The 21,512-nt window shown below is 73.1% G+C and carries 24 protein-coding genes and 1 pseudogene; 12 read left to right on the forward strand and 13 right to left on the reverse strand.

Features of this window, described 5'->3' with window-relative positions; all coding sequences use genetic code 11:
• Positions 1–26: 26 nt before the first annotated feature.
• Entirely contained in the window at positions 27–1,427 is a 1,401-nt protein-coding gene (locus ACFXGI_RS20195; RefSeq protein WP_384708219.1) for a PQQ-binding-like beta-propeller repeat protein, read from the forward strand.
• Here ACFXGI_RS20195 and ACFXGI_RS20200 read toward each other — a convergent pair.
• Genes ACFXGI_RS20200 through ACFXGI_RS20210 form a run of 3 tightly spaced genes read right to left on the reverse strand, consistent with a single transcriptional unit; the run spans position 1,414 to position 2,944 of the window.
• The gene (locus ACFXGI_RS20200; RefSeq protein ID WP_384708222.1) at positions 1,414–1,854 is read right to left on the reverse strand and encodes a Uma2 family endonuclease; all 441 of its coding nucleotides are present in this window, start codon (positions 1,852–1,854) and stop codon (positions 1,414–1,416) included. The genes ACFXGI_RS20195 and ACFXGI_RS20200 overlap by 14 nt on opposite strands.
• Positions 1,855–1,866: 12 nt before the next feature.
• Positions 1,867–2,124, reverse strand: coding sequence for a DUF397 domain-containing protein (locus ACFXGI_RS20205; protein WP_384708225.1), 258 nt, complete (start codon positions 2,122–2,124; stop codon positions 1,867–1,869).
• On the reverse strand, positions 2,108–2,944 hold the full coding sequence (locus ACFXGI_RS20210) for a Scr1 family TA system antitoxin-like transcriptional regulator (protein WP_384708228.1): 837 nt from the start codon (positions 2,942–2,944) through the stop codon (positions 2,108–2,110). Before ACFXGI_RS20210 ends, ACFXGI_RS20205 begins: the two co-directional genes overlap by 17 nt.
• 115 nt (positions 2,945–3,059) lie before the next feature.
• On the opposite strand from ACFXGI_RS20210, the gene ACFXGI_RS20215 reads away from it, so the two are divergent.
• The 4 genes from ACFXGI_RS20215 to ACFXGI_RS20230 all read left to right on the forward strand — a co-directional run bounded on the left by ACFXGI_RS20215 (position 3,060) and on the right by ACFXGI_RS20230 (position 4,670).
• Positions 3,060–3,281, forward strand: a complete 222-nt coding sequence (locus ACFXGI_RS20215; protein WP_030858527.1) for a hypothetical protein — start codon at positions 3,060–3,062, stop codon at positions 3,279–3,281.
• Positions 3,278–3,985, forward strand: a complete 708-nt coding sequence (locus ACFXGI_RS20220) for a hypothetical protein (protein WP_384708232.1) — start codon at positions 3,278–3,280, stop codon at positions 3,983–3,985. The genes ACFXGI_RS20215 and ACFXGI_RS20220 overlap by 4 nt, the downstream gene beginning before the upstream one ends.
• Before the next feature lie 71 nt (positions 3,986–4,056).
• The gene (locus tag ACFXGI_RS20225) at positions 4,057–4,263 is read left to right on the forward strand and encodes a type II toxin-antitoxin system VapB family antitoxin (RefSeq protein WP_383342827.1); all 207 of its coding nucleotides are present in this window, start codon (positions 4,057–4,059) and stop codon (positions 4,261–4,263) included.
• Positions 4,254–4,670, forward strand: a complete 417-nt coding sequence (locus tag ACFXGI_RS20230) for a PIN domain nuclease (protein ID WP_384708235.1) — start codon at positions 4,254–4,256, stop codon at positions 4,668–4,670. Before ACFXGI_RS20225 ends, ACFXGI_RS20230 begins: the two co-directional genes overlap by 10 nt.
• Before the next feature lie 30 nt (positions 4,671–4,700).
• Here the strand turns inward: ACFXGI_RS20230 and ACFXGI_RS20235 are convergent, their stop codons facing one another.
• Both ACFXGI_RS20235 and ACFXGI_RS20240 read right to left on the reverse strand, forming a co-directional pair.
• Positions 4,701–5,243: a GNAT family N-acetyltransferase gene (locus tag ACFXGI_RS20235; protein ID WP_384708238.1), complete on the reverse strand. Its 543-nt coding sequence runs from the start codon at positions 5,241–5,243 to the stop codon at positions 4,701–4,703.
• 58 nt (positions 5,244–5,301) lie between these two features.
• Entirely contained in the window at positions 5,302–6,060 is a 759-nt protein-coding gene (locus tag ACFXGI_RS20240; protein WP_384708241.1) for a DUF4232 domain-containing protein, read from the reverse strand.
• A 214-nt stretch (positions 6,061–6,274) separates the two neighbouring features.
• Here ACFXGI_RS20240 and ACFXGI_RS20245 point away from each other — a divergent pair, with 214 nt between their 5' ends.
• Positions 6,275–7,597 (forward strand): helix-turn-helix domain-containing protein, encoded by a 1,323-nt coding sequence (locus tag ACFXGI_RS20245; protein WP_384708244.1) that lies wholly within the window; start codon positions 6,275–6,277, stop codon positions 7,595–7,597.
• A 49-nt stretch (positions 7,598–7,646) separates the two neighbouring features.
• Here the strand turns inward: ACFXGI_RS20245 and ACFXGI_RS20250 are convergent, their stop codons facing one another.
• The 3 genes from ACFXGI_RS20250 to ACFXGI_RS20260 are packed head-to-tail and all read right to left on the reverse strand — an operon-like array spanning position 7,647 to position 11,053.
• On the reverse strand, positions 7,647–9,131 hold the full coding sequence (locus tag ACFXGI_RS20250; RefSeq protein ID WP_384708247.1) for a PTS transporter subunit EIIC: 1,485 nt from the start codon (positions 9,129–9,131) through the stop codon (positions 7,647–7,649).
• A 42-nt stretch (positions 9,132–9,173) separates the two neighbouring features.
• On the reverse strand, positions 9,174–10,121 hold the full coding sequence (murQ, locus tag ACFXGI_RS20255) for an N-acetylmuramic acid 6-phosphate etherase (protein WP_384708250.1): 948 nt from the start codon (positions 10,119–10,121) through the stop codon (positions 9,174–9,176).
• Positions 10,118–11,053 (reverse strand): MurR/RpiR family transcriptional regulator, encoded by a 936-nt coding sequence (locus ACFXGI_RS20260; protein ID WP_384708253.1) that lies wholly within the window; start codon positions 11,051–11,053, stop codon positions 10,118–10,120. The genes murQ and ACFXGI_RS20260 overlap by 4 nt, the downstream gene beginning before the upstream one ends.
• Before the next feature lie 102 nt (positions 11,054–11,155).
• Here ACFXGI_RS20260 and ACFXGI_RS20265 point away from each other — a divergent pair, with 102 nt between their 5' ends.
• Positions 11,156–11,533: a hypothetical protein gene (locus tag ACFXGI_RS20265; RefSeq protein WP_384708256.1), complete on the forward strand. Its 378-nt coding sequence runs from the start codon at positions 11,156–11,158 to the stop codon at positions 11,531–11,533.
• Positions 11,534–11,540: 7 nt separating this feature from the next.
• Positions 11,541–11,810 (forward strand): DUF4031 domain-containing protein, encoded by a 270-nt coding sequence (locus ACFXGI_RS20270; RefSeq protein WP_384708259.1) that lies wholly within the window; start codon positions 11,541–11,543, stop codon positions 11,808–11,810.
• 17 nt (positions 11,811–11,827) lie between these two features.
• On the opposite strand, the gene ACFXGI_RS20275 is transcribed toward ACFXGI_RS20270, so the two are convergent.
• Complete coding sequence (locus ACFXGI_RS20275; protein WP_384708262.1) at positions 11,828–13,042, reverse strand: Cmx/CmrA family chloramphenicol efflux MFS transporter; 1,215 nt, start codon at positions 13,040–13,042, stop codon at positions 11,828–11,830.
• Between the two features lie 56 nt (positions 13,043–13,098).
• The gene (locus tag ACFXGI_RS20280) at positions 13,099–13,764 is read right to left on the reverse strand and encodes a hypothetical protein (protein WP_384708265.1); all 666 of its coding nucleotides are present in this window, start codon (positions 13,762–13,764) and stop codon (positions 13,099–13,101) included.
• A 117-nt stretch (positions 13,765–13,881) separates the two neighbouring features.
• Between ACFXGI_RS20280 and ACFXGI_RS20285 the strand changes: the two genes are divergently transcribed.
• A complete protein-coding gene (locus ACFXGI_RS20285; protein WP_384708268.1) occupies positions 13,882–14,586 on the forward strand; it encodes a copper homeostasis protein CutC in 705 nt (234 codons plus the stop codon).
• A 113-nt stretch (positions 14,587–14,699) separates the two neighbouring features.
• On the opposite strand, the gene ACFXGI_RS20290 is transcribed toward ACFXGI_RS20285, so the two are convergent.
• Positions 14,700–16,688, reverse strand: a complete 1,989-nt coding sequence (locus ACFXGI_RS20290; protein ID WP_384708478.1) for a HelD family protein — start codon at positions 16,686–16,688, stop codon at positions 14,700–14,702.
• 433 nt (positions 16,689–17,121) lie between these two features.
• Between ACFXGI_RS20290 and ACFXGI_RS20295 the strand changes: the two genes are divergently transcribed.
• The gene (locus tag ACFXGI_RS20295) at positions 17,122–17,307 is read left to right on the forward strand and encodes a hypothetical protein (RefSeq protein ID WP_030858490.1); all 186 of its coding nucleotides are present in this window, start codon (positions 17,122–17,124) and stop codon (positions 17,305–17,307) included.
• Between the two features lie 108 nt (positions 17,308–17,415).
• Complete coding sequence (locus ACFXGI_RS20300; RefSeq protein ID WP_384708271.1) at positions 17,416–18,255, forward strand: glycosyltransferase family 87 protein; 840 nt, start codon at positions 17,416–17,418, stop codon at positions 18,253–18,255.
• 39 nt (positions 18,256–18,294) lie between these two features.
• Here ACFXGI_RS20300 and ACFXGI_RS20305 read toward each other — a convergent pair whose 3' ends face one another.
• Positions 18,295–19,950, reverse strand: coding sequence for a DNA repair helicase XPB (locus ACFXGI_RS20305; RefSeq protein WP_351778195.1), 1,656 nt, complete (start codon positions 19,948–19,950; stop codon positions 18,295–18,297).
• Between the two features lie 284 nt (positions 19,951–20,234).
• A pseudogene (locus ACFXGI_RS20310) lies at positions 20,235–20,657 on the reverse strand (XRE family transcriptional regulator); the annotation flags it as partial.
• 335 nt (positions 20,658–20,992) lie between these two features.
• Between ACFXGI_RS20310 and ACFXGI_RS20315 the strand changes: the two are divergent.
• On the forward strand, positions 20,993–21,454 hold the full coding sequence (locus ACFXGI_RS20315; protein ID WP_384708274.1) for an N-acetyltransferase: 462 nt from the start codon (positions 20,993–20,995) through the stop codon (positions 21,452–21,454).
• Positions 21,455–21,512: the final 58 nt, after the last annotated feature.

Here is a 21,512-nt window from a genome sequence, read left to right on the forward strand (position 1 = left end):
GGGATAGGCTGCGGGCCGGGGGGATCATGGACACGCCACTGCCGCTCCCGAAGCGGCTCAGGAACCACGTACGGCTGGCCGCGGCCTGCACCTTCAGCGCGGTCGCGGTGCTGTACGCCGTCCTGTGCGCGAAGTTGACCGCCGTCGACATGACCGACGGCGTGTGCGACTACGGCGGCTGCCCGCGCGGGCTGGATTCGCTGCTGTGGTGGACACTGCTCGCCGGGCTCGCGGCGGGCGGACTGTGGTGGTCGGTCGTGAAGGGCCGCGCCTACCGCTCCGGCATCGGCTGGACCATGGCCGTCGCCGTTGCGCTCTTCGCGCTGTGGCCCGGCTGGCTCGGCTTCTCCTGGCTGCGCGGCCCGCACATGGACCTCTTCTCGTTCCAGGTTCCGGACGGCCCGGGCGCGGCCAAGCCGCTCGGCTCATGGGCGGGGAACCCGGACGCGGGGTTCGTGATCCGGGCCCGTGCGGACGGCGTGACCGGCTACAACGGGGAGGGCCGCCACGGCTGGAGTCTGCCCGCCCCGGCCGGCGGCGCGGTGTGCGCGATGAGTACGGACACCCCCTCCGACATCGGCCTGCTCACCTTGACCACCGCGGGGAGCGGCTGCGGCAACCGCCTGGTCGCGGTGGACGTCACGTCCGGCAAGCAGCTCTGGACCAAGGACGTCCCGAAGCTCGTCGGCAAGCCGTCCGCGGGCGGCTCGCTGGCCGTGACCGCGACCGCGGACGCCGTACTCGCCCACGACCTGGTCACCGGCGGCGAGCTGTGGCGCTTCCCGCTTCCCGCGGGCGCCGCCGCCATGGAGGTCGCCGCCGACGCGGACCGGGTCCTGCTCATGGCCCGGACCGACGCGGGAGTCGAGCTGTTCGCACTCGGCGCCCGCACCGGCGCCGTCGCCTGGCGCTTCCCGATGCCGGTCGGGTACGAGTCCCCGCGCATCGTGTCGGCGTCCCCGGCCGCCGCCGTCGGTGACGGCCGCCTGATGGTGTTCGACGAGGCGGGCCGCGTGCGCGCGCAGTCGCAGGAGCCGTACGTCCCGACCACGGGCGAGACGGAGTGGCTGGTCGTCGGCGACGTGCTGTACGCGTCGGTCCCGGAGCGGGAGAAGCGGGAACTGCTGGCGGCGTTCTCCCTGAAGGACGGCCGGCACCTGTGGACCCGCGCCTTCGAGAACGACTGGCGGGTCCGGGCCCTGGCCGCCGATGGCCGGTACGGGCGGATCGCCGTGGTCACGGAGGGTGCGTACCACCACCTCTGGCACCTCGACCCGCGAACCGGGAAGCCGGACGGAGAGTCGACGGTCCTGCGGGGCCTCAGGCTGGGCGAGTCGTTCGCCCTCCACGGGAGGACGTTCGTCAACCTCGACGACGATGGCCACCTCCCGCCGATCTTCGACGTGGTCTCGACTACCGGTTGGTGAGGGGCTGGGCGTCGAGGGTGATGCCCACGGGGTCGGGGATCTCGACGGCCGCGACGTACGGGAAGGCGGGGTCGAGGCGGTAGGTGTCGCCTTCGGGCTCGCTGTGGACGGTCAGGGTGTCCTGGTCCCGGTCGATGGGAAGGAAGACCGGGATACCGGCTGCGGCGTATCCGTCCCGCTTCTGGCGACGGATCCGCTGGTTGGCGACGGGGTCGCGGGAGGTCACCTCCATCACCATCAGCACCCCTGCGGGAGCGGACCACTCGCCGTGACCGGCGAAAGTCCCGAGGGGCGCCAGAGCGCCGTCCGCCCTCACCCGGCCGGCCCGATCCCGCTCGACCACCAGCCTTCCCCCGATGAATTCGAGCGTTACGGTTTCGGGCGCGCCGTGCTCAAGCGCCTCGAACTCGTCGAGGGTCATCTCCATGTACGGCTCTGTTCAGCCGAGGCTGGTGATGAACGCCGTCCAGGCCGGGCCGTTGAAGGTGAGATGGGGGCCGTCCGGGACCTTGGAGTCCCGGACGGGGACGAGGTCGGGGTGGCCGTCGGCGACTTCGAGGCAGTTGCCGCCGTCGCCGCCGCTGTGGGTGGACTTGCGCCAGGTGGCCATCTCCAGGCAGTCGCCGCCGGTGCCATCGCTGTAGCTGGACTTGCGCCAGGTGGCCGTCGACAGGTCGTACTCACGAGTGCTGGTCATGCTCGTAATCCTCCGCCGCGGACTCGATCACGGCCAGTGATTGAGTGGGTGACAGCGCGCTGGCCGTGAGGAGATCGTAGGTCAGCGAGTGGCGGGTCACGGTGGCGGGATCGTCCAGCAACACGCCTATGGCGTTGCCTTGGACATAGGCGAGCGGGGGAGCAGCCTCGAAAGTCATCAGCTTCAGAGTGCCTCCCATCGAGGAGTGTGCGCCTGCGCTGAACGGCAGTACCTGCACGAAGATCCGCCGCTTGCGGATCAGGGCCGTGATGTGGCGTAGGGCCTCTGCCATCACCGTCCTGCCTCCAACGGTTCTCCGGAGGACAGTCTCGTCAAGAACGCACCACAACAGGGGGGTTGTTGGATCAGATAGCAGCTTGGCGCGGTCCAGACGGTTCGCTACCAGCTCGGCGATGACTTCCTCTGTGGCCGTCGGCTGGTACGCGACGAAGACTTCGCGGGCGTATGCCTCCGTCTGGAGCATCCCCGGCAGCGCCAGGGGGGCGTACTCGCGGATGGTCTTGGCCTCCGCCTCCGCTTCTGCAGCCTCGGCAAAGTGGTTCGGGTACTTGGACTTGGCCAGAGCCCCGCAGTTGCGGGCGAAGAAGCCGCCGGTGCCGAGGATGTCGTCGATCTGTCGGGCGAATTCGATGTGCATCCGCCGCGTGCCGGCTTCGAGCTGGCCGATGAACGAGCCGCTGACGAAGAGAGGTTCGCCCAGCTCGGCCTGGCTGAGGCCCGCACGGTCGCGGGCCACGCGCAGTTCGGCTCCGAGCAGGGCGCGGGGTGACGAGGACGGGTCCAGGTTCTTACCTGCCATGGCAACTCCCCCGGCAACACGTGCCGTTGTTGCGGTTTCCGTGTTGAAAGGCTATCGAGCACGTCGCCACTCTGTGTGTCGAAGCTGAATACTCAGAGTGGAAAGGTGACATGTCATGGTGCTCACGGCCAAGGAGCGGATGCAGGCGGCGGAGGAGGCCGTCCGGCAGCTGAAGGAGTCCCTCGCCGGGGTCGGGGTCACACTTCCCTCGCTGGACGTGGACGGGGTCTCGGCGGCGGGGACGTACGGGCTGCCGTTGATCGACCTCGGCCGCTGCAACGTCACCACCGCGCTCCGGCTGGCCGTCGTCCTGCACGAGAGGGCCCGTCCCGCGTGAACGAGGCCGCCCTGGAGGGGTGCCTCGCGGCCGCGCGGGCGTGGGAGTTCGAGCTGGCCTGGAAGCTGTGCTGGCTGGAGAAGGGGCTGGCAGGGCCCGGGCGGAGGAGGAGAGGGATGGGGCTCCAGGTGCGGGTGGAGCTGCACGAGGCCAGTGGGCTGTGGACGGCGGTCGGCGACGACGGGGAGCGGCGGATCGGCCGGACGGCCGAGACGGCGGACGAGGCGACGGCACTCGTCCACGAGGCGTTCGGGCTGAAGGCGTGGCGGCCGCAGCCGCCTCCGCCACCCGGCTGGCACCGGTTCACGCTGGTCCACTGTCCCGTGGGCCGGGCGCCCGGTTACGCGGACCCGCGCTACGACGCGATCAAGGCCGGACCGCCCGTGGGGTGCTTGCCCGAGGACTTCGACGGGTACTTCGGACTGCGCTGCGAGCGGCCGGGGGCGCGGCTGCTGGATGCCGTCGCCGATCTGTGCGGCGAGATCCGGTCCGGACACGGGCTGCTCATGACCGACCTCGGGATCGAGAAGCTGTGGGAGTGGTCGGCGGACGGGCCGGACGGCTGGGGTGCGGAGATCGTGGGCCAGCTGCTCCTGATGGCCGCCGAGCGGGGCCCGCACCTCGGCTACTCCGTGGACGACCTCGCCCGCTTCCTGGGCGGGGTCGCCTGGGCTGACTGCCCCCCTCAGAGGGCCTCCTCGTGACCAGGCCGCAGGGCGGCCCTGGCGGTATGATGGCATACAGATCTGCCGAATCTGTATGCCTGGAGGGCGCGATGTCACGCACCATGGTGGACCTGGATGATGTACTCCTTGCCGAGGCGGCGGAAATACTGGGGACGACGACCAAGCGGGCGACGATCAACGGAGCACTGGCGGAATTCGTGGCAGCGGCTCGGCGACGACGCTTCGTGGAACTCATGGACGAGGGTGTGTTCGACGACCTGCGCGACCCGGAAGTGATGCGTGAGGCATGGCGGTGAGGTATCTGGTCGACAAGAGCGCGTGGGCCCGGATGCATCTGCCGACCGTCAGGGACAGGCTGATGCCGCTTCTGGAGCGTGGTCTGCTCGCCACATGCGCGGTCGTCGATCTGGAGGTCCTCTACAGCACGCGCAACGCCGAGGACCACGCGCGCGGGCGTTCCGTACGCCGAGGTTTCGAGTGGCTTCCCCTGACCGATGAGATCGGGGAGCGGGCCATCGACGTCCAGGGCCTGCTGGCGCAGAGCGGTGACCATCGGCGCGCCTCACTGGCAGACCTGCTGATCGCGGCCACGGCGGAGCGCCACGGGGCGGTGGTCCTCCACTACGACGCGGACTATGACGGGATCGCAAAAGTCACGGGACAACCGGTGGAGTGGGTCGTGGAACAGGGCTCGGTGCCTTAACGGCGATTCGGCGCGTTGGGCCGTATCACGTCAGTCCGTGCGCAGGCGGGCGTGGAGGTGTTCGTCGTGCCAGCCGTCCGCGTGCAGGAGGGCGCCGCGCATGGTGCCCTCCAGGGGGAAGCCGGCCTTCTCCGCGATGCGGCAGGAGGCCGGGTTGGCCACGGAGTGGGTGATGCGCAGGCGGTGCAGGCCGAGCTCCTCGAAGGCCCAGCGGCCGGCCCGGTCCGTGGCCGCGGCCATCACGCCGCTCCCGCGGGCCGCGGGCAGCAGCCAGTACAGGATCTCGCCGCTCCCGCCCGCCAGATCGAGGTCGGCCAGGCCGATCAGGCCGGCGGCCGGTACGCCGGCGGCGGGGGCGACCGCCCAGATCGCGGCCTTCTCTGCCTCCCAGTTGGCGCGGTAACGCGCGATGCGCTCCTCGGCCCGGGCCTCGGTGAACCGGCCCGTGCGGTTCCAGTGCTGGATGTCCGGGTCCGTGCCGGAGGCGACCAGCGAGGGGGCGTCGTACGGCTCCCAGGGCCGCAGGAGCCACCCGCCCGGGAGGCCGAGCACGGTCCGGGGCAGCGCGCTCATCCGGCCGGGCGGGACGACGGGGGTATCTCCATGCCGGAGAGTATGCCGAGACTCCGGCTCAAGAGCCCAGTGCGTCCTCGATGTTCTGCTGCCAGTACGTGACCGTCAGCGAGCTGTCGTAGTAGACGCCCTTGGCCGGCAGGGACGGGGTGGCGGACGCGCCGCCGCTGCTGTTGGGCGTGCGGCCCTGGAAGACGATCGTGAGCTTCTGTCCGGTCGTTCCGCCCTCGCCGCTGCCGTCGGCCGCCGCCAGCATGGCCGCCGCGTGGCCCGACTGGCCGGGCGCGAGGGACACCACGGCCTGGGGGCGGGTCTCCTGCCGCGGGGCCGGGGCCCACTGCATCTCGTCGAAGCGGAGGACCGGGTAGTACGTCAGGTCGCAGGACTTCGAGCCGGTGTTCTTCACCGAGATCAGCATGTGGTTGAGCGGTCGGGCGACCGGCTGGACGGTCACCTCGGTGTTGGAGCCGTTGCACAGGACGCGGTTGCCCGCGGCGGCGGCCGGGTCCGACGAGCCGCCCTTCGCGTCTCCGGAGCCGGTGCCGGTGCCGGTGCCGGAGCCGGAGCCGGAGCCGGAGCCGGTGCCCTTGCCCGTGCCGGTACCGGTCTGCGTGGAGCCCGGGGCGGGGGTGCCCGGGGCGGGGCTCGTGGCGCCCGTCGGCGAGGGGGTCGCCGTGGCGGAGTCCGAGGCGGTCGCGGCTCCTCCGTCCTTGAGGCCCGTGCCGTTCTGGCACGCGGTGAGGGCGAGCGCGGCGAGGGCGACGGCGGCGGCACCGGCGAGACGTCGGGTCGTACGGGTGGTGCGGAGCGCGGTCATGGCTGATTGCCTTTCATATGGCCCGGCAGGGGCGGCGGTCCGTCGGGACCGGAGCCGGGAGCCGTGTGCTTGGATGACCTCAGCCTGTGCGGTGATCCGTCCCAGCCGCGGCACCCGAGGGGCGATCAGGGACGCTGGGATGCTGGAACAGGCTCTGAGCTGCTGAAACAGCCTGTTGCTGGGATGCGTGACGGGACACGGGGTGGGAGGAACAGTGTCGGAAGACACTGCTGATGCCGGGTTCGCCCGGCTTCTGCGAGAGCTGAAGGACCGGTCCGGGCTCAGCTACGGAACGCTCGCCAAACGGCTGCACATGAGTACGTCGACCTTGCACCGTTACTGCATCGGCGACGTGGTCCCCGCGGACTACGCACCGGTCGAACGGCTCGCCCGCCTCTGCAAGGCATCGCCCGAGGAACTCGTCGAACTGCACCGGGCCTGGGTGCTGGCGGACGCCAACCGCCCGCGCAAGGGCGGTGAGCCGGGCGCCAGAACACCGAGCGCGGAGGCGCCCGCAGAGACGCTTCCGGCGGAGTCGCAGGACCCGGCCGACTCGGCGGACCCGGCCGAGCCGCTTGCCGAGCTTGCCGGTCCTTCCGGTCCGCCCGCGCCGAACGGGCGCCGCCGGATCCGCACGGCCGTCCTCGCGGGGATCGCCGCGGCCGTCGTGGCCGGGGCGGTGGCGCTCACCGTGTATCTGCCGACACGAGACGGCGACGTCCGGGAGCGCCCCGCCGGTGCCGTGTCCCTCGCGGACGGCGCGGGGCAGCGTACGGGCGGCGGGACGACGGGGGCGCCCGAGGCGGCACGGTCGGGAGCCTCGCCCTCGCCCTCGCCCTCGGACTCCGCGCCGGCGGCCGGCACCGCCCCCACCGCCCCCACCGCGAGCCCGTCCCCCGCCGGTCGCGGCGGCGACACCGCGTCCGGTACGCCGGTGAAGGTGACCACCCAGCCCTACACCTGGGAAAACCCGTGCGACCAGCACTATCTGATCGAGAGGCCTCCGGCCCAGGTGGCCCCGCCGCCCCTGGAACGGGACACGCCCGCGTGGGTGGGGGCGGTCGGAGCGGTGTCCGCGGGCAAGCAGTACGTCACGCTGACCCTCCAGGGCACCGGCAAGGACACCGTGGTCCTGGAGAGCCTGACCGTCCGTATGGCGGGCAAGCGTGCGCCGCTCGCCTGGAACGACTACGCCATGGGCTACCCGGGCGTCGGCTGCGGCGCCGGGGTGCCGACGCGCTCCTTCACCGTCGCCCTCGACGCCGTGCGCCCGGCCGTCGTACCCGAGGCGGGGCAGCCGAACTTCCCGTTCAAGGTGAGCGAGTCCGAACCGGAGGTGTTCTACGTCAGGGCCGACGCCTCCGCGTACGACGTGAGCTGGTACCTGGAGCTTGCCTGGTCGAGCGGGTCCCGCCACGGCACCGTCACGATCGACAACAGCGGAAAGCCCTTCCGTACCAGCGGTCACAACGGGCGTCCCGGCTACGAGTTCCCCCTCGGCGGCGACGGCTGGGTCCCGGCGGGAACGACTTCCTGACCGGCCGGACCGCCACGTCGGACGAGGGCGCAGGGTAGGCCCCGCGCCGTCAGGTCATCGCCGGTTCCTTGTCGGCGTCCGCGGTCGGGGCGGCGTCCGCCACGGGCTGCCGGTCGGTGTTGAGGTCCGTCAGCATCTGGCGGGTGAAGCCGAAGAACCAGGTGGCGGCGAAGCCCACCAGGTAGCCGACCGCGAGGCCGCCCGCGTAGACGGCGATGGTGACGCCCGCGCCGGATCCGCCGTCCAGCAGGGGGAACAGGGCCCAGCCCGAGGGGCCGATGGCGGTCGAGCCGAAGGCGACGCCCAGCTGGTTGAAGAGCCCGACGAACGCCCCGCCCGCCGCGCCGCCCACGCAGGCGGTGACGAAGGGGCGCCCGAGCGGCAGCGAGACCCCGTAGATCAGCGGCTCGCCGACGCCCAGGAAACCGGCCGGGAGCGCGGACTTGATGGTGGTGCGCAGGGACCGGTTGCGCGGCAGCCGGCAGTAGACCGCGAGCGCCGCGCCGACCTGGCCCGCGCCCGCCATGGCGAGGATCGGCAGGAGGGCGGTGTGGCCGGTCTGCTCGATGAGGGTGGTGTGGATCGGGATCAGGGCCTGGTGCAGGCCCAGCATCACCAGCGGCAGGAACAGTCCGCCGAGGACCAGCCCCGCGAAGGCGCCGCCGCCGGCGAGCATCCAGGTGGCGAAGGAGCCGATGGCGGTGGCGACCTCACCGGCGAGGAACATCAGGCCGAAGATCGTCACCAGCCCGGAGGTCAGGACGGTGAGGGTGGGGGTGACCAGCGCGTCCACCGACTCCGGCACCCACCTGCGGCACAGCTTCTCCACCCGTACGGCGAGGAACGCGGCGGCCAGCGCCCCGAGGACGCCGCCCTGGCCGGGGGAGAGGTGCTGACCGAAGGCGTCGATCTTCGCGACGCCGGGGAAGACGATGATGGCGGCGACGGCGCCGCCCAGGATCGGCGTGCCGCCGAACTCCTTGGCCGTGTTGTAGCCGACGAAGACCGCGATCAGAGACATGAACCCGGAGGCGATCGCGGCGAGCGCGGGGACCACGGCCGGCAGCCGGCCGGTGTTGAGCAGCACGCCGTTCAGGCCCGCGATGATGCCGCAGCCGATGAGCGCCGGGATCAGCGGGACGAAGACGTTCGCGATCCGGCGCAGGAACAGTTTCACCGGGGTGCTGTTGCGGGCCTTCTGCGCCTGCTTCAACGCGGCGCCCCGGTCGGCCAGTTCCCCGGCGGTGACGGGGGCCGCGGCGGTACGGGGGGAGCGGCCCTCCTCGACCAGTGCCTCGAACTCCGGGGTCACCCGGGCGACCGCCCCCGGCCCGAGCACGATCTGGTACGTGTCGTCCTCGACGACGCCCAGTACCGCGGGCAGCGCCCGCAGCGCCTCGTCGTCGACCAGCGAGCGGTCGTGCAGGGCGATGCGCAGCCGGGTCATGCAGTGCGCGATCGAGCCGATGTTGTCCGGGCCGCCGACCAGGGGGAGGATCGCGGCGGCGGTGGCGCGGTTCTTGTCAGTGGACATGTGGTGATCGCCTTGCGTCGGGGAAACGGGGCAGTCAGCAGGTCAGGGAGCCGAGGCCATGGCCAGGGCCTCGCGGAGGTGGCCGCGCGCGGCCGCGAGCAGTTCGGCGGCCGCCGGGCCGTCCACGCCGCCGAGCAGCACGAGCACGGCCTGCTTGACCTCGCCGCCGGTGGCGTCGAGCGCGGCCTCGATCTCCTCGTCCGGCGCGCCCGTGGCCAGCGCCACGATCCGGCGCGAGCGGGCCCGCAGCTTCTCGTTGGAGGCGCGCAGGTCGACCATCAGGTTCCCGTACGTCTTGCCCAGCCGGATCATGGTGATGGTCGAGACGAGGTTCAGTACGAGCTTCTGCGCGGTGCCGGCCTTCAGGCGGGTGGACCCGGTCAGCAGCTCGGGCCCGACGACGACCTCGATGCCGTGCTCGGCGGCCGCGGCCAGAGCCGAGCCGGCGTTGCAGGAGAGGCCGACGGTCAGCGCCCCGCGCGTACGGGCGAACTCGACGGCGCCGATCGCGTACGGGGTGCGGCCGGAGGCGGAGACGCCGATGACGGTGTCGTCCGGTCCGATGTCCAGGGCGGCCAGGTCTGCGGCGGCCTGCTCCTTCGAGTCCTCGGCGCCCTCGACGGACCGGACCATGGCGCCGGGCCCGCCCGCGATCAGGCCCACGACCTGCGCCGGGTCGGTGTTGAAGGTGGGCGGGCACTCGCTGGCGTCCAGGACGCCCATGCGGCCGGCCGTGCCGGCGCCCGCGTACACGAGCCGCCCGCCACGGGCCATCCGCAGAGCGATGGCGTCGATCGCGGCGGCGATCCGCGGCAGCTGCGCGGCGACGGCGGCCGGGACGCCGGCGTCCTCGGCGTTCATGGTGCGGGCGATGTCCAGGGTGGACAGCCGGTCGATCTCGGCGAGTTCGGGGCGGAAGGCCTCGGTGGTCAGGGTGTCGAGCTGGGCGCGGAGTGCGGCGTACGAGCCGTCGGCGTACGGGCCGGTCATGGGCGGGGGCTCCTGGCGGATCGGCGGGGGGCGAGCGCCTCGTACGAGGCGGCGAGCGCGGGGGCGGCACTCTCGTACGTCCGCTGCGCGACGGCGACGAACAGGCAGTCGACGACGAGGAGTTGGCTGGTCCGGCTGGACATGGCGGCCGGGCGCAGCCGGGTCTCGCGGGCGGCGGAGGTGGCCAGTACGAGGTCGGCGTAGTGGGAGACGGGGGCGTTCGGCCGGCCGGTGAGCGCGATGGTGGTGGCGCCGCGCTCGAAGGCCGTACGGAGGGGGTCGATCACGTCGCCGGTGGCGCCGGAGTGGGTGATCGCGACGGCGGCGTCGCCGGGGCGCAGCTGGACTGCGCCGGTGACGGCCAGGTGGGGGTCGCCGTGGGCGTGGGCGACGAGGCCGATGCGCAGCAGCTTCTGGGCGAGGTCCTGGCCGACGAGTGCGGAGGCGCCGACGCCGTAGATGTCGATCCGGCGGGCGGTCGCCAGTGCGGTGACGGCGGCGGCGAGCGCGGTCAGGTCGAGTCCGGCGGCGGTGTCGGCGAGGGTCTGGGCCTCCTCGTGGGCCAGTTTGGCGACGACGTCGGCGAGGGGGTCGTCGACGGCTATGTCGGCGGCGAGGGCGGGGGCCGCGCCGGATTCCTGCTGCGCGGCGAGCGCGGCGAGGGCGAGGCGCAGGTCGCGGTAGCCGGGGTAGCCGAGGAGGCGGGCGGCGCGGACGACGGTGGCCTCGCTGGTGCCGGTGCGTGCGGCGAGCGCGCCGACGGTGAGGCGGGAGCAGCCGGCGGGGTCGGCGGCGACGGTTTCGGCGACGGCCCGGACGGAGCGGGTCATGGAGGGGTCGAGCGCCCGGATCCGGGCCCGCAGGGCGCCGGGGGCGGGGGCATCGGCGGCCGGGGCCGGGGTGCTGGAAGTTTCCTTCACGTCGCCGCTCACACCTGAAAGCTATTTTCGGCCGTGGGGGCCGTCAAGGCGCCATGAGCCGCTGTGACGAAATGACCTTCGTCAGCGTGGGCCATACGGGTCCACAATGGGCGCATGGACCACGCGACCCCCCTGGAACAGGCGCTGCACGTCGCCCGTGCACTTGTTCTCGCCGATCTCGCTGCCGGCGAGGTCGCCGACGCCGATGTCGTCTCCCTCGTCGAGGACTCGGTCACGCACCGCCGGTGGTGGGTGGAGCAGTGGCCCGAGGGGGTCGACTACCTCTCCGGACTCGTCGCCCAGGACGTGCAGGACGCGCTGCTGGAGAAGTACGGGCGCTGGCCGCTGTGCCCGGTCTGCTCGCACGGCGATCCGCACGCGCTGGACGTGGAGCCGGAGTTGGGGCCGGACCCGCACTGGGTGTGCGGCAAGGCCGGGGTGAAGGTCGCCGCGGTGGGAGCCCTCGGCCCCGTGTTCGGCGCCGGCCGGTGAGCCGCCGGTGACGCTCTACATCGATCCGCCGACCTGGCCGGGCCACGGCCGCATGTGGTCGCACCTGGTGAGCGACGTCTCGTACGAGGAACTGCACGCCTTCGCGGCGTCGGTCGGCTGTCCGGCGAAGGCGTTCGAGCGGGACCACTACGACGTGCCGTCGCACCGCTACGCGGACGCGGTGGGCGCGGGCGCGGTGGAGATCGGCAGCAAGGAACTGGTCCGCCGCCTGACGGCCGCGGGCCTGCGCCGCCCGAAGGGCCGCCCGGCGGCGTAGCGCCCGGCAGGGCGGGGTCAGCGGGTGGCGGCCGGCTCGGCTGCGGCCGGGGCCGAGGAGGCGATCACGCGGGTCGGGGGCTGGGGCGCGCGGGTGTGCAGGCGCAGGGCGACCGCGCCCAGGGCGATGGCCGTCACCGTCATCGCCGCGCCCGCCCAGGCGGGGGCGGCGAAGCCGCGGCCGGCGTCGATGACCGTGCCGCCGAGCCAGGGGCCGCCCGTGTTGCCCAGGTTGAACGCGGCCGTCGTGGTGGCTCCGGCCAGGGTCGGGGCGGCGCCCGCCACGTTGAACATGCGGGCGTTGAGGGCCGGCGCCGTGGCGAACGCCGAGACGCCGATCAGGAACGACAGTCCCACCGCTGCCGCCGCCGAGGACGCGAACAGGGCCAGCGCGACGAGGAAGACCGTCGAGGCGGTGATCCCCCACAGCATCACGCCGAACAGGTGCGCGTCCGCGATCCGCCCACCGATCGTCGTGCCGACGAGCGCGCCGATCCCGAACAGCGCGAGCACCCACGGCACCCAGCCGGCGTCCAGTCCGGCGACATCCGTGAGCAGCGGCGACAGGTAGCTGAAGGCGCAGAAGACCCCGCCCGCGGCCAGCGCCGTGACGCCGATCGACAGCCACACCTGGCGGTCGCGGTAGATGCGCAGCTCCCGCGCGAGGGTGGGGCGTACGGCGGGCCGCGGGATGTCCGGGATCAGCGTCAGGATGCCGGCGAGGGCGACCGCCGAGGCCGCGCCGACCGACCAGAACGCGGACCGCCAGCCCAGGTGCTCCCCGAGGAAGGCGCCGGCGGGGACGCCGAGGACGTTGGCGATGGACAGGCCGCCGATCATGACGGCCATGGCGCGGGCCCGCTGGTCCGTCTCCACCATCGCGATGGCGACGGCGGCGCCGACCGCCCAGAAGCCGGCGCAGGCGAGCGCGGAGACGACGCGGGAGGCGAAGAGGAGCTCGTACGAGGGGGCCAGCGCGCCCGCGACCTGCCCGAGGCCGAAGAGGCTGATGAGGGCAATGAGGGTGGTGCGGCGCGGGAGCCGCAGGGTGGCCACCGCCAGCAGCGGCGCCCCGACGACCATGCCGATCGCGAAGGCCGATATCAGCAGGCCGGCCTGCGGGATGGTGACGTCCATGTCCTGCGCGATGGGCGGCAGCAGCCCCGAGAGCATGAACTCGCTGGTCCCGAGCGCGAACACGGACAGGCCGAGGACGTAGACGGCGACGGGCATGCGGGAGCGTGCTGCGGCGGAGGGCATGCTCTGCACAAACCGCCGCGAAGCGGATCTCATTCCCGGGCGGCGGGACCGGTGCTCAGATCGGCGAGCTCGGCGGCCAGGTTGCGGCGGGCCGGGGCCTCCCAGTGCGCGGTCCCGTACGGGGTGCGGAAGAGCCGGGGCAGGCCGATCAGCTGGCGCAGTACGGCGGCCCGGCCGGCGCGGAAGGCTTCCTCGGGGACGAAGCCGTACTCGGCGCGGACGGCGGCGACGTACGCCGCGTACGCGTCGGGCGCGCCCGCGAGCACGGCCAGGTCGGCGTCGCAGAGCACCTCGCCGTTGGTGTCGCCGGGGGCGGGGTCGTGGGTGACGGTGAGCCGGACCAGCCGGGCCACCTCGGCGGTGCGGGCAGCGTCGATGCCGAGCTCGGGCAGGGCGCGCTCGGCGAGGGCGGCGCTGCGCTCCTCGTTCTCGGAGCGGTCGGGGCGGTAGACGGCGTCGTGGAACCAGGCGGCGAGCTCGACGGCGGCGGGGTCGGCGGCGTGCGCGGCGAGCACGTCCATCCGCGCGAGTACGTCGGCCAGGTGCGCGGTGGTGTGGTACCGGCGCTGGGGCTCCGCCCAGGCGGCGAGGAGCCGGTCGGCGTACGGGTCGGGATCGTGTCCGGCGGCCGCGCCGGCCGCGGTGGTGGTCGCGTGCCAGCGGGCGCGGAGCGGGGCGGTGTCCATGCGGTCCATGCGCACATTGTGCGGGTGGCGTGATTGTGCTGGTGGAGGGTGGGCGGAGGCCCGTACTCTGGATATTGGACTAGACCTATTTTCCATACCAGCAGCTTTCCGGAGGAGTGGGGCCCAATGAGCAACCGTGCAGTCCTGGAGGTGATCGCCCTCGACGCGGAGGACGCGGTCGCGGCCCAGGAGGGTGGGGCGGACCGCCTCGAACTGGTCACCGACATGGCCGCCGACGGGCTCACCCCGCCGCGCGAGACCTTCGCGGCGATCAGGGCGGCGGTCGACATCCCGCTGCGCGTGATGCTCCGTACGGCCGACGGCTTCGCGGCGGGCTCGGCCGCGGACGTGGAGCTGCTGGCCGCGCGGGCGCGGGCGCTGAGGGCGGAGGGGGCGGACGAGTTCGTCCTCGGGTTCCTGGCCCCGGACGGCAGCCCGGACCTGGCCGCGATCGAGGCGGTCGTGGCGGAGCTGGGCGGCTGCAAGTGGACCTTCCACCGGGCCATCGACCGGGCCGCGGACCGGGACCAGCTGCGCAAGGCGCTCGCGGAGCTGCCGGAGTCCGCCGCGCCGGACACGTACCTGACGGCGGGATCGGCGACCGGGGTCGACGCGGGGCTGCCGGTGCTGCTGGCCGAGGCGGCGCGGCGGGGCGAGCCGGGGTACACGGCGCAGATCCTGGTGGGCGGCGGGCTGACGCTGTCCCACCTGCCGGCGCTGCGGGCCGCCGGGATCGACGCGTTCCACATCGGCGGCGCGGCCCGGCCCGACGGCTGGACGGGCCCGGTCTCGGCCTCGGCGGTGGCCGACTGGCGGGCCGCACTGGCGTAGGCGTACCGCCGGCCCCGCCCCGCACCGCACCGCCGGCGGGCCGGCCCCGCACCGGCGGCGGGCGGTACGGCCGGCGGCCGGTGCCCCGGGCGGGCGCCGGCCGCCGTACGCGCTCACACCCCGGCGAGGGCCCCGGGCAGCGGGTCCGCGTACAGGGCCGTCAGGCCCGAGACCGCGCGGGTGAGGCAGACGTAAAGGCGCCGCAGGCCCGTGCGCTCGTCCGGCTCGCCCGCCACGATCGCGGCGGGCTCGTCCAGGACCACGTAGTCGTACTCCAGGCCCTTCGCCAGCGAGGCCGGGACCAGGGTCAGGCGCGAGTGCGCCGTCGTCTCCTCGCCGGGCGCGAGGTACGCCGTCCCCGCCGCCTCCAGCGCCTTCGCCAGCTCCGGGATCCGGGCGTCCGCCGCGATCAGGCCGACCGAGCCCTCGTGGCCGAGCGAGACGCGGCAGGCCTCGATCACCGAGGCGGTCAGGTCCGAGGGATCAGCCGCCAGCGCGACGACCAGCGAGCCCGGCGTCTCACGCACCGAGGAGACCGGGGCCAGCCCCGGCGAGATCGACGGCAGCAGCCGCGAGGCGTACGCGATCACCTCGCGCGGCACGCGGAAGCCGGCCGTCAGCTCCTCCAGCACCGCCTCCGGCTTGCCCAGGTGCGCCAGCGCCTCGTCCCAGCTGCGCGTGGCCCACGGGGTCGTGCCCTGCGCGAGGTCGCCCAGGACCGTGGCCGAGCCGGTCGTACAGCGCCGCCCGACCGCCCGGTACTGCATCGGCGACAGGTCCTGCGCCTCGTCGAGGACGACGTGGCCCAGCGAGTGCGTGCGCTCCACGAGGTCCGCCGCCTCGTCGATCAGGACCAGGTCGGCCGCCGACCACTTCGCCGACTTCACGCTGCGGAAGGGCTTGGCCCACAGCAGCAGCCGCTGCTCCTCGTCCGAGAGCACCCCCTGCGCGTGCTCCGCCAGGAACTCCGCGTCCGACAGCAGGCGCAGCACCAGCTTGGCCGGGTCCACGGCCGGCCACACCGCCTTGACCGCCGCCTTCACGGCGGCGCTCCGTGCCACCGCGTCCTGGACGCGGTCGTCCGGCGCCTCGCCCGCCTGCTCCATCCGCACGAGCACGGTGTGCGCGATCCGCTGCGGCAGCGCGTCGCGGGCGGCGCCGTAGCGGATCTCCCGGTCGAGGAGTTCGGTCACGATCTCCGCCAGCTCGTACGCCGGCACCCGCCACCGGCGCGAACCGCGCACCACCATCAGCGGCTCGGAGGGCGGGGTGACGTGCGAGCGGACCGCGCGGCGCAGCACCTCCGCCATGCGGGCGTCGCCCTTGACCACGGCGGCCGCGGCGGCGTCGGCGCCGCGGATCTCCAGGCCGTCGCGGGAGACGAGGTCCTCCACGGTGGCCTGCTTGACCTCCAGCTCGCCGAGGGCCGGGAGGACCTGCTCGATGTACTGCAGGAAGGAACGGTTCGGCCCGATGACGAGCGTTCCGGTGCGGGCGAGCCGCTCGCGGTGGGCGTACAGCAGGTACGCGACGCGGTGCAGGCCGACCGCCGTCTTGCCGGTGCCGGGGCCGCCCTGCACGCAGACGGACCCGGACAGGCCGGAGCGGACGATCTCGTCCTGCTCGGGCTGGATCGTCGCGACGATGTCGCGCATGGGGCCGACGCGCGGGCGCTCGATCTCCTGCTGGAGCAGCTTGCTGACGGCGGCCGCCTCAGAGGGGTCGGAGAGGTGCTCGTCCTCGTACGCGGTCAGCTCGCCGCCGGTGTAGCCGAAGCGGCGGCGCAGGGCGATGTCCTGCGGATCGTTCTTGGAGGCGCGGTAGAACGGCTGGGAGACCGGCGCGCGCCAGTCGATCACCATCGGATCGCCGTCGGCGTCGTGGACGTGGCGGCGGCCGATGTAGAACTGCTCGCCCTCCGCGCCTTCGGCGAGGTCCGCGCCGGGTGCGTGCAGGTAGTTGAGGCGGCCGAAGAAGAGCGGGGTGTGCGCGAGGTCGGCGAGGGCCTTGATCCGGTCGTCGATCTGGGCCTGGAGGACGATCGCGTTGACCCAGTTCGCCGTGACGTCACGGATGTCGAGGGCCTCGACGTCCTCGCGCATGGCGCGCAGGGCGGAGCGGGAGGCGGTGAGGTGGGCCTGCTCGCGGGCGAGGGGGTGGTGGGCGCCGGAGCCGCTGTCGCTGTCGTCGTCGATGCCGGTTTCGGGGGCGTGCGCGGACACGGAAATGCCTCCAGCTGCTGATCGGTACGGAACGATGCCCGCCGGTTTCCGTCCGGCGGGCGGCTCTCCCCGAAACGGCGGCGGGAGGCGGCAAGAGCGGAGATTGTAGTCAGTGCGCAGACGCGGCGCGAGCGGATTCACCGGCGGGAGGTCCCTCGGCAGGGGTAGGCCCGTCCGGGTGTCATACCGGGGAGTGTCAGACCTCGGGCAGAGCCACTAGGGGACGGCATGGGCCGGGAGGAGGAGGCGGGAGGGCCTGCGATTCCACCCGGAGACCGATGTGATATTCGGGACGAAAATGCACCATGGATACATGAGCACCGCAACCTTCACCCCGATCCGGGGCGGCCGCCCTAGCGGCGCCACCGCCACCTCCGACTCCCGCCCCCGGCACCTGGTGGGCAACGCCCTGCGGGCCGCGAAGGTCTTCGCCTCCGCGGCCGTGAGCGTGGTCGTGCTGGGCGAGTACGCCGAGGACGCGGGCGTCATACGCCGCTGACCCGCAGCCCCCGCCCCGCCCCGGGCCTGCCGTACGACCGCACGGGCCGGGTGGCGGGCTGGCCGGATAGCGGCGGGGCGCCCACGGTGATCCACTAGGGTCACGCGCGTGACCCGGAGTCTCCATTCCAGCCCCCCGACGTCGCCCCTGGTCGGCGTGCTGGTCACGGGCTCGCTCCTCGTGCTCGGCGTGCTCTGCATCGTGGTGCGGATCCCGATCGCCGACGGCCTCGCCGCCGGTTTCAGCGCCGCGGAGTGGCGCCCTCCCGCGGCGTACCCGCCCTTCGCGGCGATCCTGTTCACCCCGGCCGCCTGGCTGCCCGCCGGCGTCCTGAAGGCCGTCTTCGTGCTCGGCAACGCGGTCCTGCTCGCCCTGCTGATCCTGATGTCCTGCCGCCTCGCGGGACTGCGGGCCCGGCCCGGGGCCGTCCTGGGGGCCACCATCGCCGGGCTGTGGGTGGAGCCGCTGTTCCAGAGCCTGCTCGCCGGGCAGATCAACCTGGCGCTGACCTGCCTGGTCCTGTGGGACCTGCGCCGGCCCCGCGGCGCCCTCGGCAAGGGCTTCGCGCTGGGCACGGCCGCCGGGATCACCCTGACCCCGGCGCTGCTCATCCCGTACCTGCTGCTGACCGGCCGCATCCGGGCCGCTCTGACGGCTTCGGGCGCCCTCGCCGGGACCGCCCTGCTCGGGCTGCTGGTGCTCCCGCGGGACTCCGCCGCCTTCTGGTCCCGGCACCTGCCCGCCCCGGGCCGGGCGCTGCTGTCGGACTGGCCGCACCTGTGGGTCTGGGCCGTCCCGCTCCTCGCCCTCCTGGCCCGGGCGGCGGCCCGCCGCCGCCCGGAGCCGCGGCCGGGCCTCGTCCTGTTCCCGCTCCCGGTCCGCAGCTCACCCCTCGGGCAGCAGGATGTCCGCGTCGTCGAAGATCCGCGGCCCGGCCACGACGGGTGAGGCGAGCCGGGTCTCACGGCCGGAAAGCCGGTCAGCCGGTCAGTCCGTCGGGCCGTCGGTCGTCAGGAGCTCGTCGGCGTCCATGATGCGGTAGGCGTAGCCCTGTTCGGCCAGGAAGCGCTGGCGGTGGGCGGCGAAGTCCTGGTCGATCGTGTCGCGCGCGACGACCGAGTAGAACCGCGCCTCGTGGCCGTCCGCCTTCGGGCGCAGTACGCGGCCCAGCCGCTGGGCCTCCTCCTGGCGGGAGCCGAACGTACCGGACACCTGGATCGCGACCGTGGCCTCGGGCAGGTCGATCGAGAAGTTCGCGACCTTCGACACCACCAGCACGCTGATCTCGCCCTCGCGGAAGGCGTCGAAGAGCTTCTCCCGCTGCGCGTTCGAGGTCTCGCCCTTGATGACGGGCGCGTCCAGGTGCTCGCCGAGCTCGTCGAGCTGGTCGATGTACTGACCGATGACCAGCGTCTGCTCGCCCTTGTGCTTGGCGACGAGCGCCTCGGTGACCTTCCGCTTCGTCGCCGTCGTCGCGCAGAAGCGGTACTTCTCCTCCGTCTCGGCGGTCGCGTACGCCAGCCGCTCGCTCTCGGTCAGGTTCACCCGGACCTCGACGCAGTCCGCCGGCGCGATGTAGCCCTGCGCCTCGATCTCCTTCCACGGCGCGTCGAACCGCTTCGGGCCGATCAGCGAGAACACGTCCGACTCGCGGCCGTCCTCGCGGACCAGGGTCGCGGTCAGGCCGAGCCGCCGCCGGGCCTGGAGGTCGGCGGTGAACTTGAACACCGGCGCCGGCAGCAGGTGCACCTCGTCGTAGAGGATCAGGCCCCAGTCCCGGGAGTCGAACAGCTCCAGGTGCGGGTAGACGCCCTTCCGCTTCGTCGTCAGGACCTGGTACGTGGCGATCGTGACCGGCCGGATCTCCTTGCGGGTGCCGGAGTACTCGCCGATCTCCTCCTCCGTCAGCGAGGTCCGCTTGACCAGCTCGTGCTTCCACTGGCGGGCCGAGACGGTGTTCGTGACCAGGATCAGTGTCGTCGCCTTGGCCATCGCCATGGCCCCGGCGCCGACCAGCGTCTTTCCGGCGCCGCAGGGCAGCACGACCACGCCCGAGCCGCCGTGCCAGAAGCCCTCGACGGCCTGCTGCTGGTACGGCCGCAGCGCCCAGCCGTCCTCGACGAGGTCGATGGCGTGCGCCTCGCCGTCGACGTACCCGGCGAGGTCCTCGGCCGGCCAGCCCAGCTTCAGCAGGGTCTGCTTGATCTGCCCGCGCTCGGAGGGGTGCACGGCGACGGTGTCGGGGTCGAGCCGGGCGCCGACGAGCGGGGCGATCCGCTTGGAGCGCAGGATCTCCTCCAGCACGGGCCGGTCGGTGCTGGTCAGGACCAGCCCGTGCACGGGGTGTTTGGAGAGGGTGAGGCGGCCGTAGCGCGCCATGGTCTCGGCGACGTCGACGAGCAGCGCGTGCGGGACGGGGTAGCGGGAGAACTCGACGAGCGCGTCGACGACCTGCTCGGCGTCGTGCCCCGCGGCCCGCGCGTTCCACAGCCCGAGCGGGGTGATCCGGTACGTGTGGATGTGCTCGGGGGCCCGCTCGAGCTCGGCGAAGGGGGCGATGGCCCGCCGCGCCGCCCCGGCGAGCTCGTGGTCGACCTCGAGAAGCAGTGTCTTGTCGCTCTGGACGATGAGAGGCCCGTTCACCAAACGTCCCTTTCCTGCGGGGGGTGGCCGCCCGGGCGCGGACGGCCAAACCTCCAGTCTGCCGCATCCGCCCGGTGGGGGGACAGCCATGGCCGCAGCGCCGCGTACGAGCCGCCGCGCGGCCGCCGCTCACCGCACGACGGGACCGGACGGCGGGGACCACGGGCAGCGCCTCCGCCGAGCTCCGTCTCCCGTCGGCCAGGGGCCAAGCCCGTTGCCGGTGCGCCGCTGCGGGAGAACGCACCCTTTCACGGCCCATGACGACCGCCGACGCGCCCGACACAGCGGAACACGCTGAGCCCGACGTGGTTCACGGCGTCTGCGGGCGCGCTGAAGCGCGCTTCGAGCCCCTCCAGGGGACCGAGCCGGGCCAGGTGCTCCAGGGTGATCCCGATCCGTGTGGAGACGGTCAGCGCGGCTGCCTCGACCTCCTCGCGCTGCCGGCTGGTCTCGCCGTCGGGGTCCCCGATCAGGAAACGCACCCGGCACCCGCTCTCGGCCTTCCGACGGACGAGGCCCGCGAAGTCGGGGACCTGCGTCCAGAAGAAGTAGTTGGTGTACCCGCCGAGGAAGATGTCCCGCGTCGCGTCGCGGGCCAGCCGTGCCCACGTGGTGGAAGGGCAGGCGGATCGGTAGGGGTACGAGCTGACCAGCTCGCGGTCGTGACCGACCTTGACTCGCGTGGTGACTGCCTCGGGCCAGATCATCCCGATAGGGCTGGCAACCATGGCGTCGTCGGCAGACCGTGAGCGGAAGGCAAGCCAATGGTGCGAAACAGTCCCCCTGACGCACGTCAGGGGGAGTACCTCACCTACGCGCCGCAGGGCGAGCAGTGTCCTGCGTGCCGGAGGGCCATCGAGTCCTTGGAACTGGTGGAGAGGGGAACGCTGGAACGAGCGCCGGCGCCGGCGGTCGTCGTTTACCGCCACATCAAGTGCCCGCTGGAGTCCGGGTGACGGCGCGAGATGACGCGCGCGAGCCGGCGCCCGTCCGTGGCGGAAATCCACGCGACGGGGGGCGGGGCGGTTCGTAAGGTCGGGGGATGGATGATCGACGTTCTTTGGTGCCGGACGGGTTCGACGTGCCGCTCACGTTCGCCGGCGACGGGTTTCGGTTGGAGCCCTTGGGGGAGCGGCACAATGCGCGCGATCTCGCTGCCTGGAGCGGGAGCATCGCGCACGTGCGGGCCACGCCCGGGTTTCAGGGGCGTGGGTGGCCGCCCGCCGAGGGGATGTCGGCCGAGGCGAATCTGGCCGATCTGGCGCGGCACGCACGGGATTTCGCGGACCGGAAGGGGTTCACGTACAGCGTCCTGGACGGTGACGAGGTCGTCGGCTGCCTCTACATCTACCCGGGGCACGAGGCGCCGGAGCGGGTGAGCGTCAGCTCCTGGGTGCGGGAGGACCGGGCCCCGCTCGACAAGGTGCTGTACGAGGCCGTGACGCACTGGCTCCGTGCCGTGTGGCCGTTCGACGCGCAGCTCGTCGACTATGCCGCTCGGTGAGCACGGCGAAGGGGCCCGGCACTTGGTGTGCCGGGCCCCTTCGCCGTGGTGCGGGTGA

Origin of the sequence: Streptomyces sp. NPDC059355 (assembly GCF_042752335.1) — a bacterium.
Taxonomy (GTDB): domain Bacteria; phylum Actinomycetota; class Actinomycetes; order Streptomycetales; family Streptomycetaceae; genus Streptomyces.

Bases quoted from the DNA above. Each gene is read 5' to 3' on its own strand.
- ACFXGI_RS20290 (WP_384708478.1), bottom strand. From the start codon at position 16,688: ATGCGCGAGGACGTCGAGGCCCTCGACATCCGTGACGTCACGGCGAAC.
- ACFXGI_RS20225 (WP_383342827.1), top strand. From the start codon at position 4,057: ATGTCACGCACCATGGTGGACCTGGATGATGTACTCCTTGCCGAGGCG.
- murQ (WP_384708250.1), bottom strand. From the start codon at position 10,121: ATGACCGGCCCGTACGCCGACGGCTCGTACGCCGCACTCCGCGCCCAG.
- ACFXGI_RS20265 (WP_384708256.1), top strand. From the start codon at position 11,156: ATGGACCACGCGACCCCCCTGGAACAGGCGCTGCACGTCGCCCGTGCA.
- ACFXGI_RS20200 (WP_384708222.1), bottom strand. From the start codon at position 1,854: ATGGAGATGACCCTCGACGAGTTCGAGGCGCTTGAGCACGGCGCGCCC.
- ACFXGI_RS20240 (WP_384708241.1), bottom strand. From the start codon at position 6,060: ATGACCGCGCTCCGCACCACCCGTACGACCCGACGTCTCGCCGGTGCC.
- ACFXGI_RS20295 (WP_030858490.1), top strand. From the start codon at position 17,122: ATGAGCACCGCAACCTTCACCCCGATCCGGGGCGGCCGCCCTAGCGGC.
- ACFXGI_RS20195 (WP_384708219.1), top strand. From the start codon at position 27: ATGGACACGCCACTGCCGCTCCCGAAGCGGCTCAGGAACCACGTACGG.
- ACFXGI_RS20280 (WP_384708265.1), bottom strand. From the start codon at position 13,764: ATGGACCGCATGGACACCGCCCCGCTCCGCGCCCGCTGGCACGCGACC.
- ACFXGI_RS20315 (WP_384708274.1), top strand. From the start codon at position 20,993: ATGGATGATCGACGTTCTTTGGTGCCGGACGGGTTCGACGTGCCGCTC.
- ACFXGI_RS20215 (WP_030858527.1), top strand. From the start codon at position 3,060: ATGGTGCTCACGGCCAAGGAGCGGATGCAGGCGGCGGAGGAGGCCGTC.
- ACFXGI_RS20235 (WP_384708238.1), bottom strand. From the start codon at position 5,243: ATGAGCGCGCTGCCCCGGACCGTGCTCGGCCTCCCGGGCGGGTGGCTC.
- ACFXGI_RS20250 (WP_384708247.1), bottom strand. From the start codon at position 9,131: ATGTCCACTGACAAGAACCGCGCCACCGCCGCCGCGATCCTCCCCCTG.
- ACFXGI_RS20285 (WP_384708268.1), top strand. From the start codon at position 13,882: ATGAGCAACCGTGCAGTCCTGGAGGTGATCGCCCTCGACGCGGAGGAC.
- ACFXGI_RS20210 (WP_384708228.1), bottom strand. From the start codon at position 2,944: ATGGCAGGTAAGAACCTGGACCCGTCCTCGTCACCCCGCGCCCTGCTC.
- ACFXGI_RS20205 (WP_384708225.1), bottom strand. From the start codon at position 2,124: ATGACCAGCACTCGTGAGTACGACCTGTCGACGGCCACCTGGCGCAAG.
- ACFXGI_RS20230 (WP_384708235.1), top strand. From the start codon at position 4,254: ATGGCGGTGAGGTATCTGGTCGACAAGAGCGCGTGGGCCCGGATGCAT.
- ACFXGI_RS20275 (WP_384708262.1), bottom strand. From the start codon at position 13,042: ATGCCCGTCGCCGTCTACGTCCTCGGCCTGTCCGTGTTCGCGCTCGGG.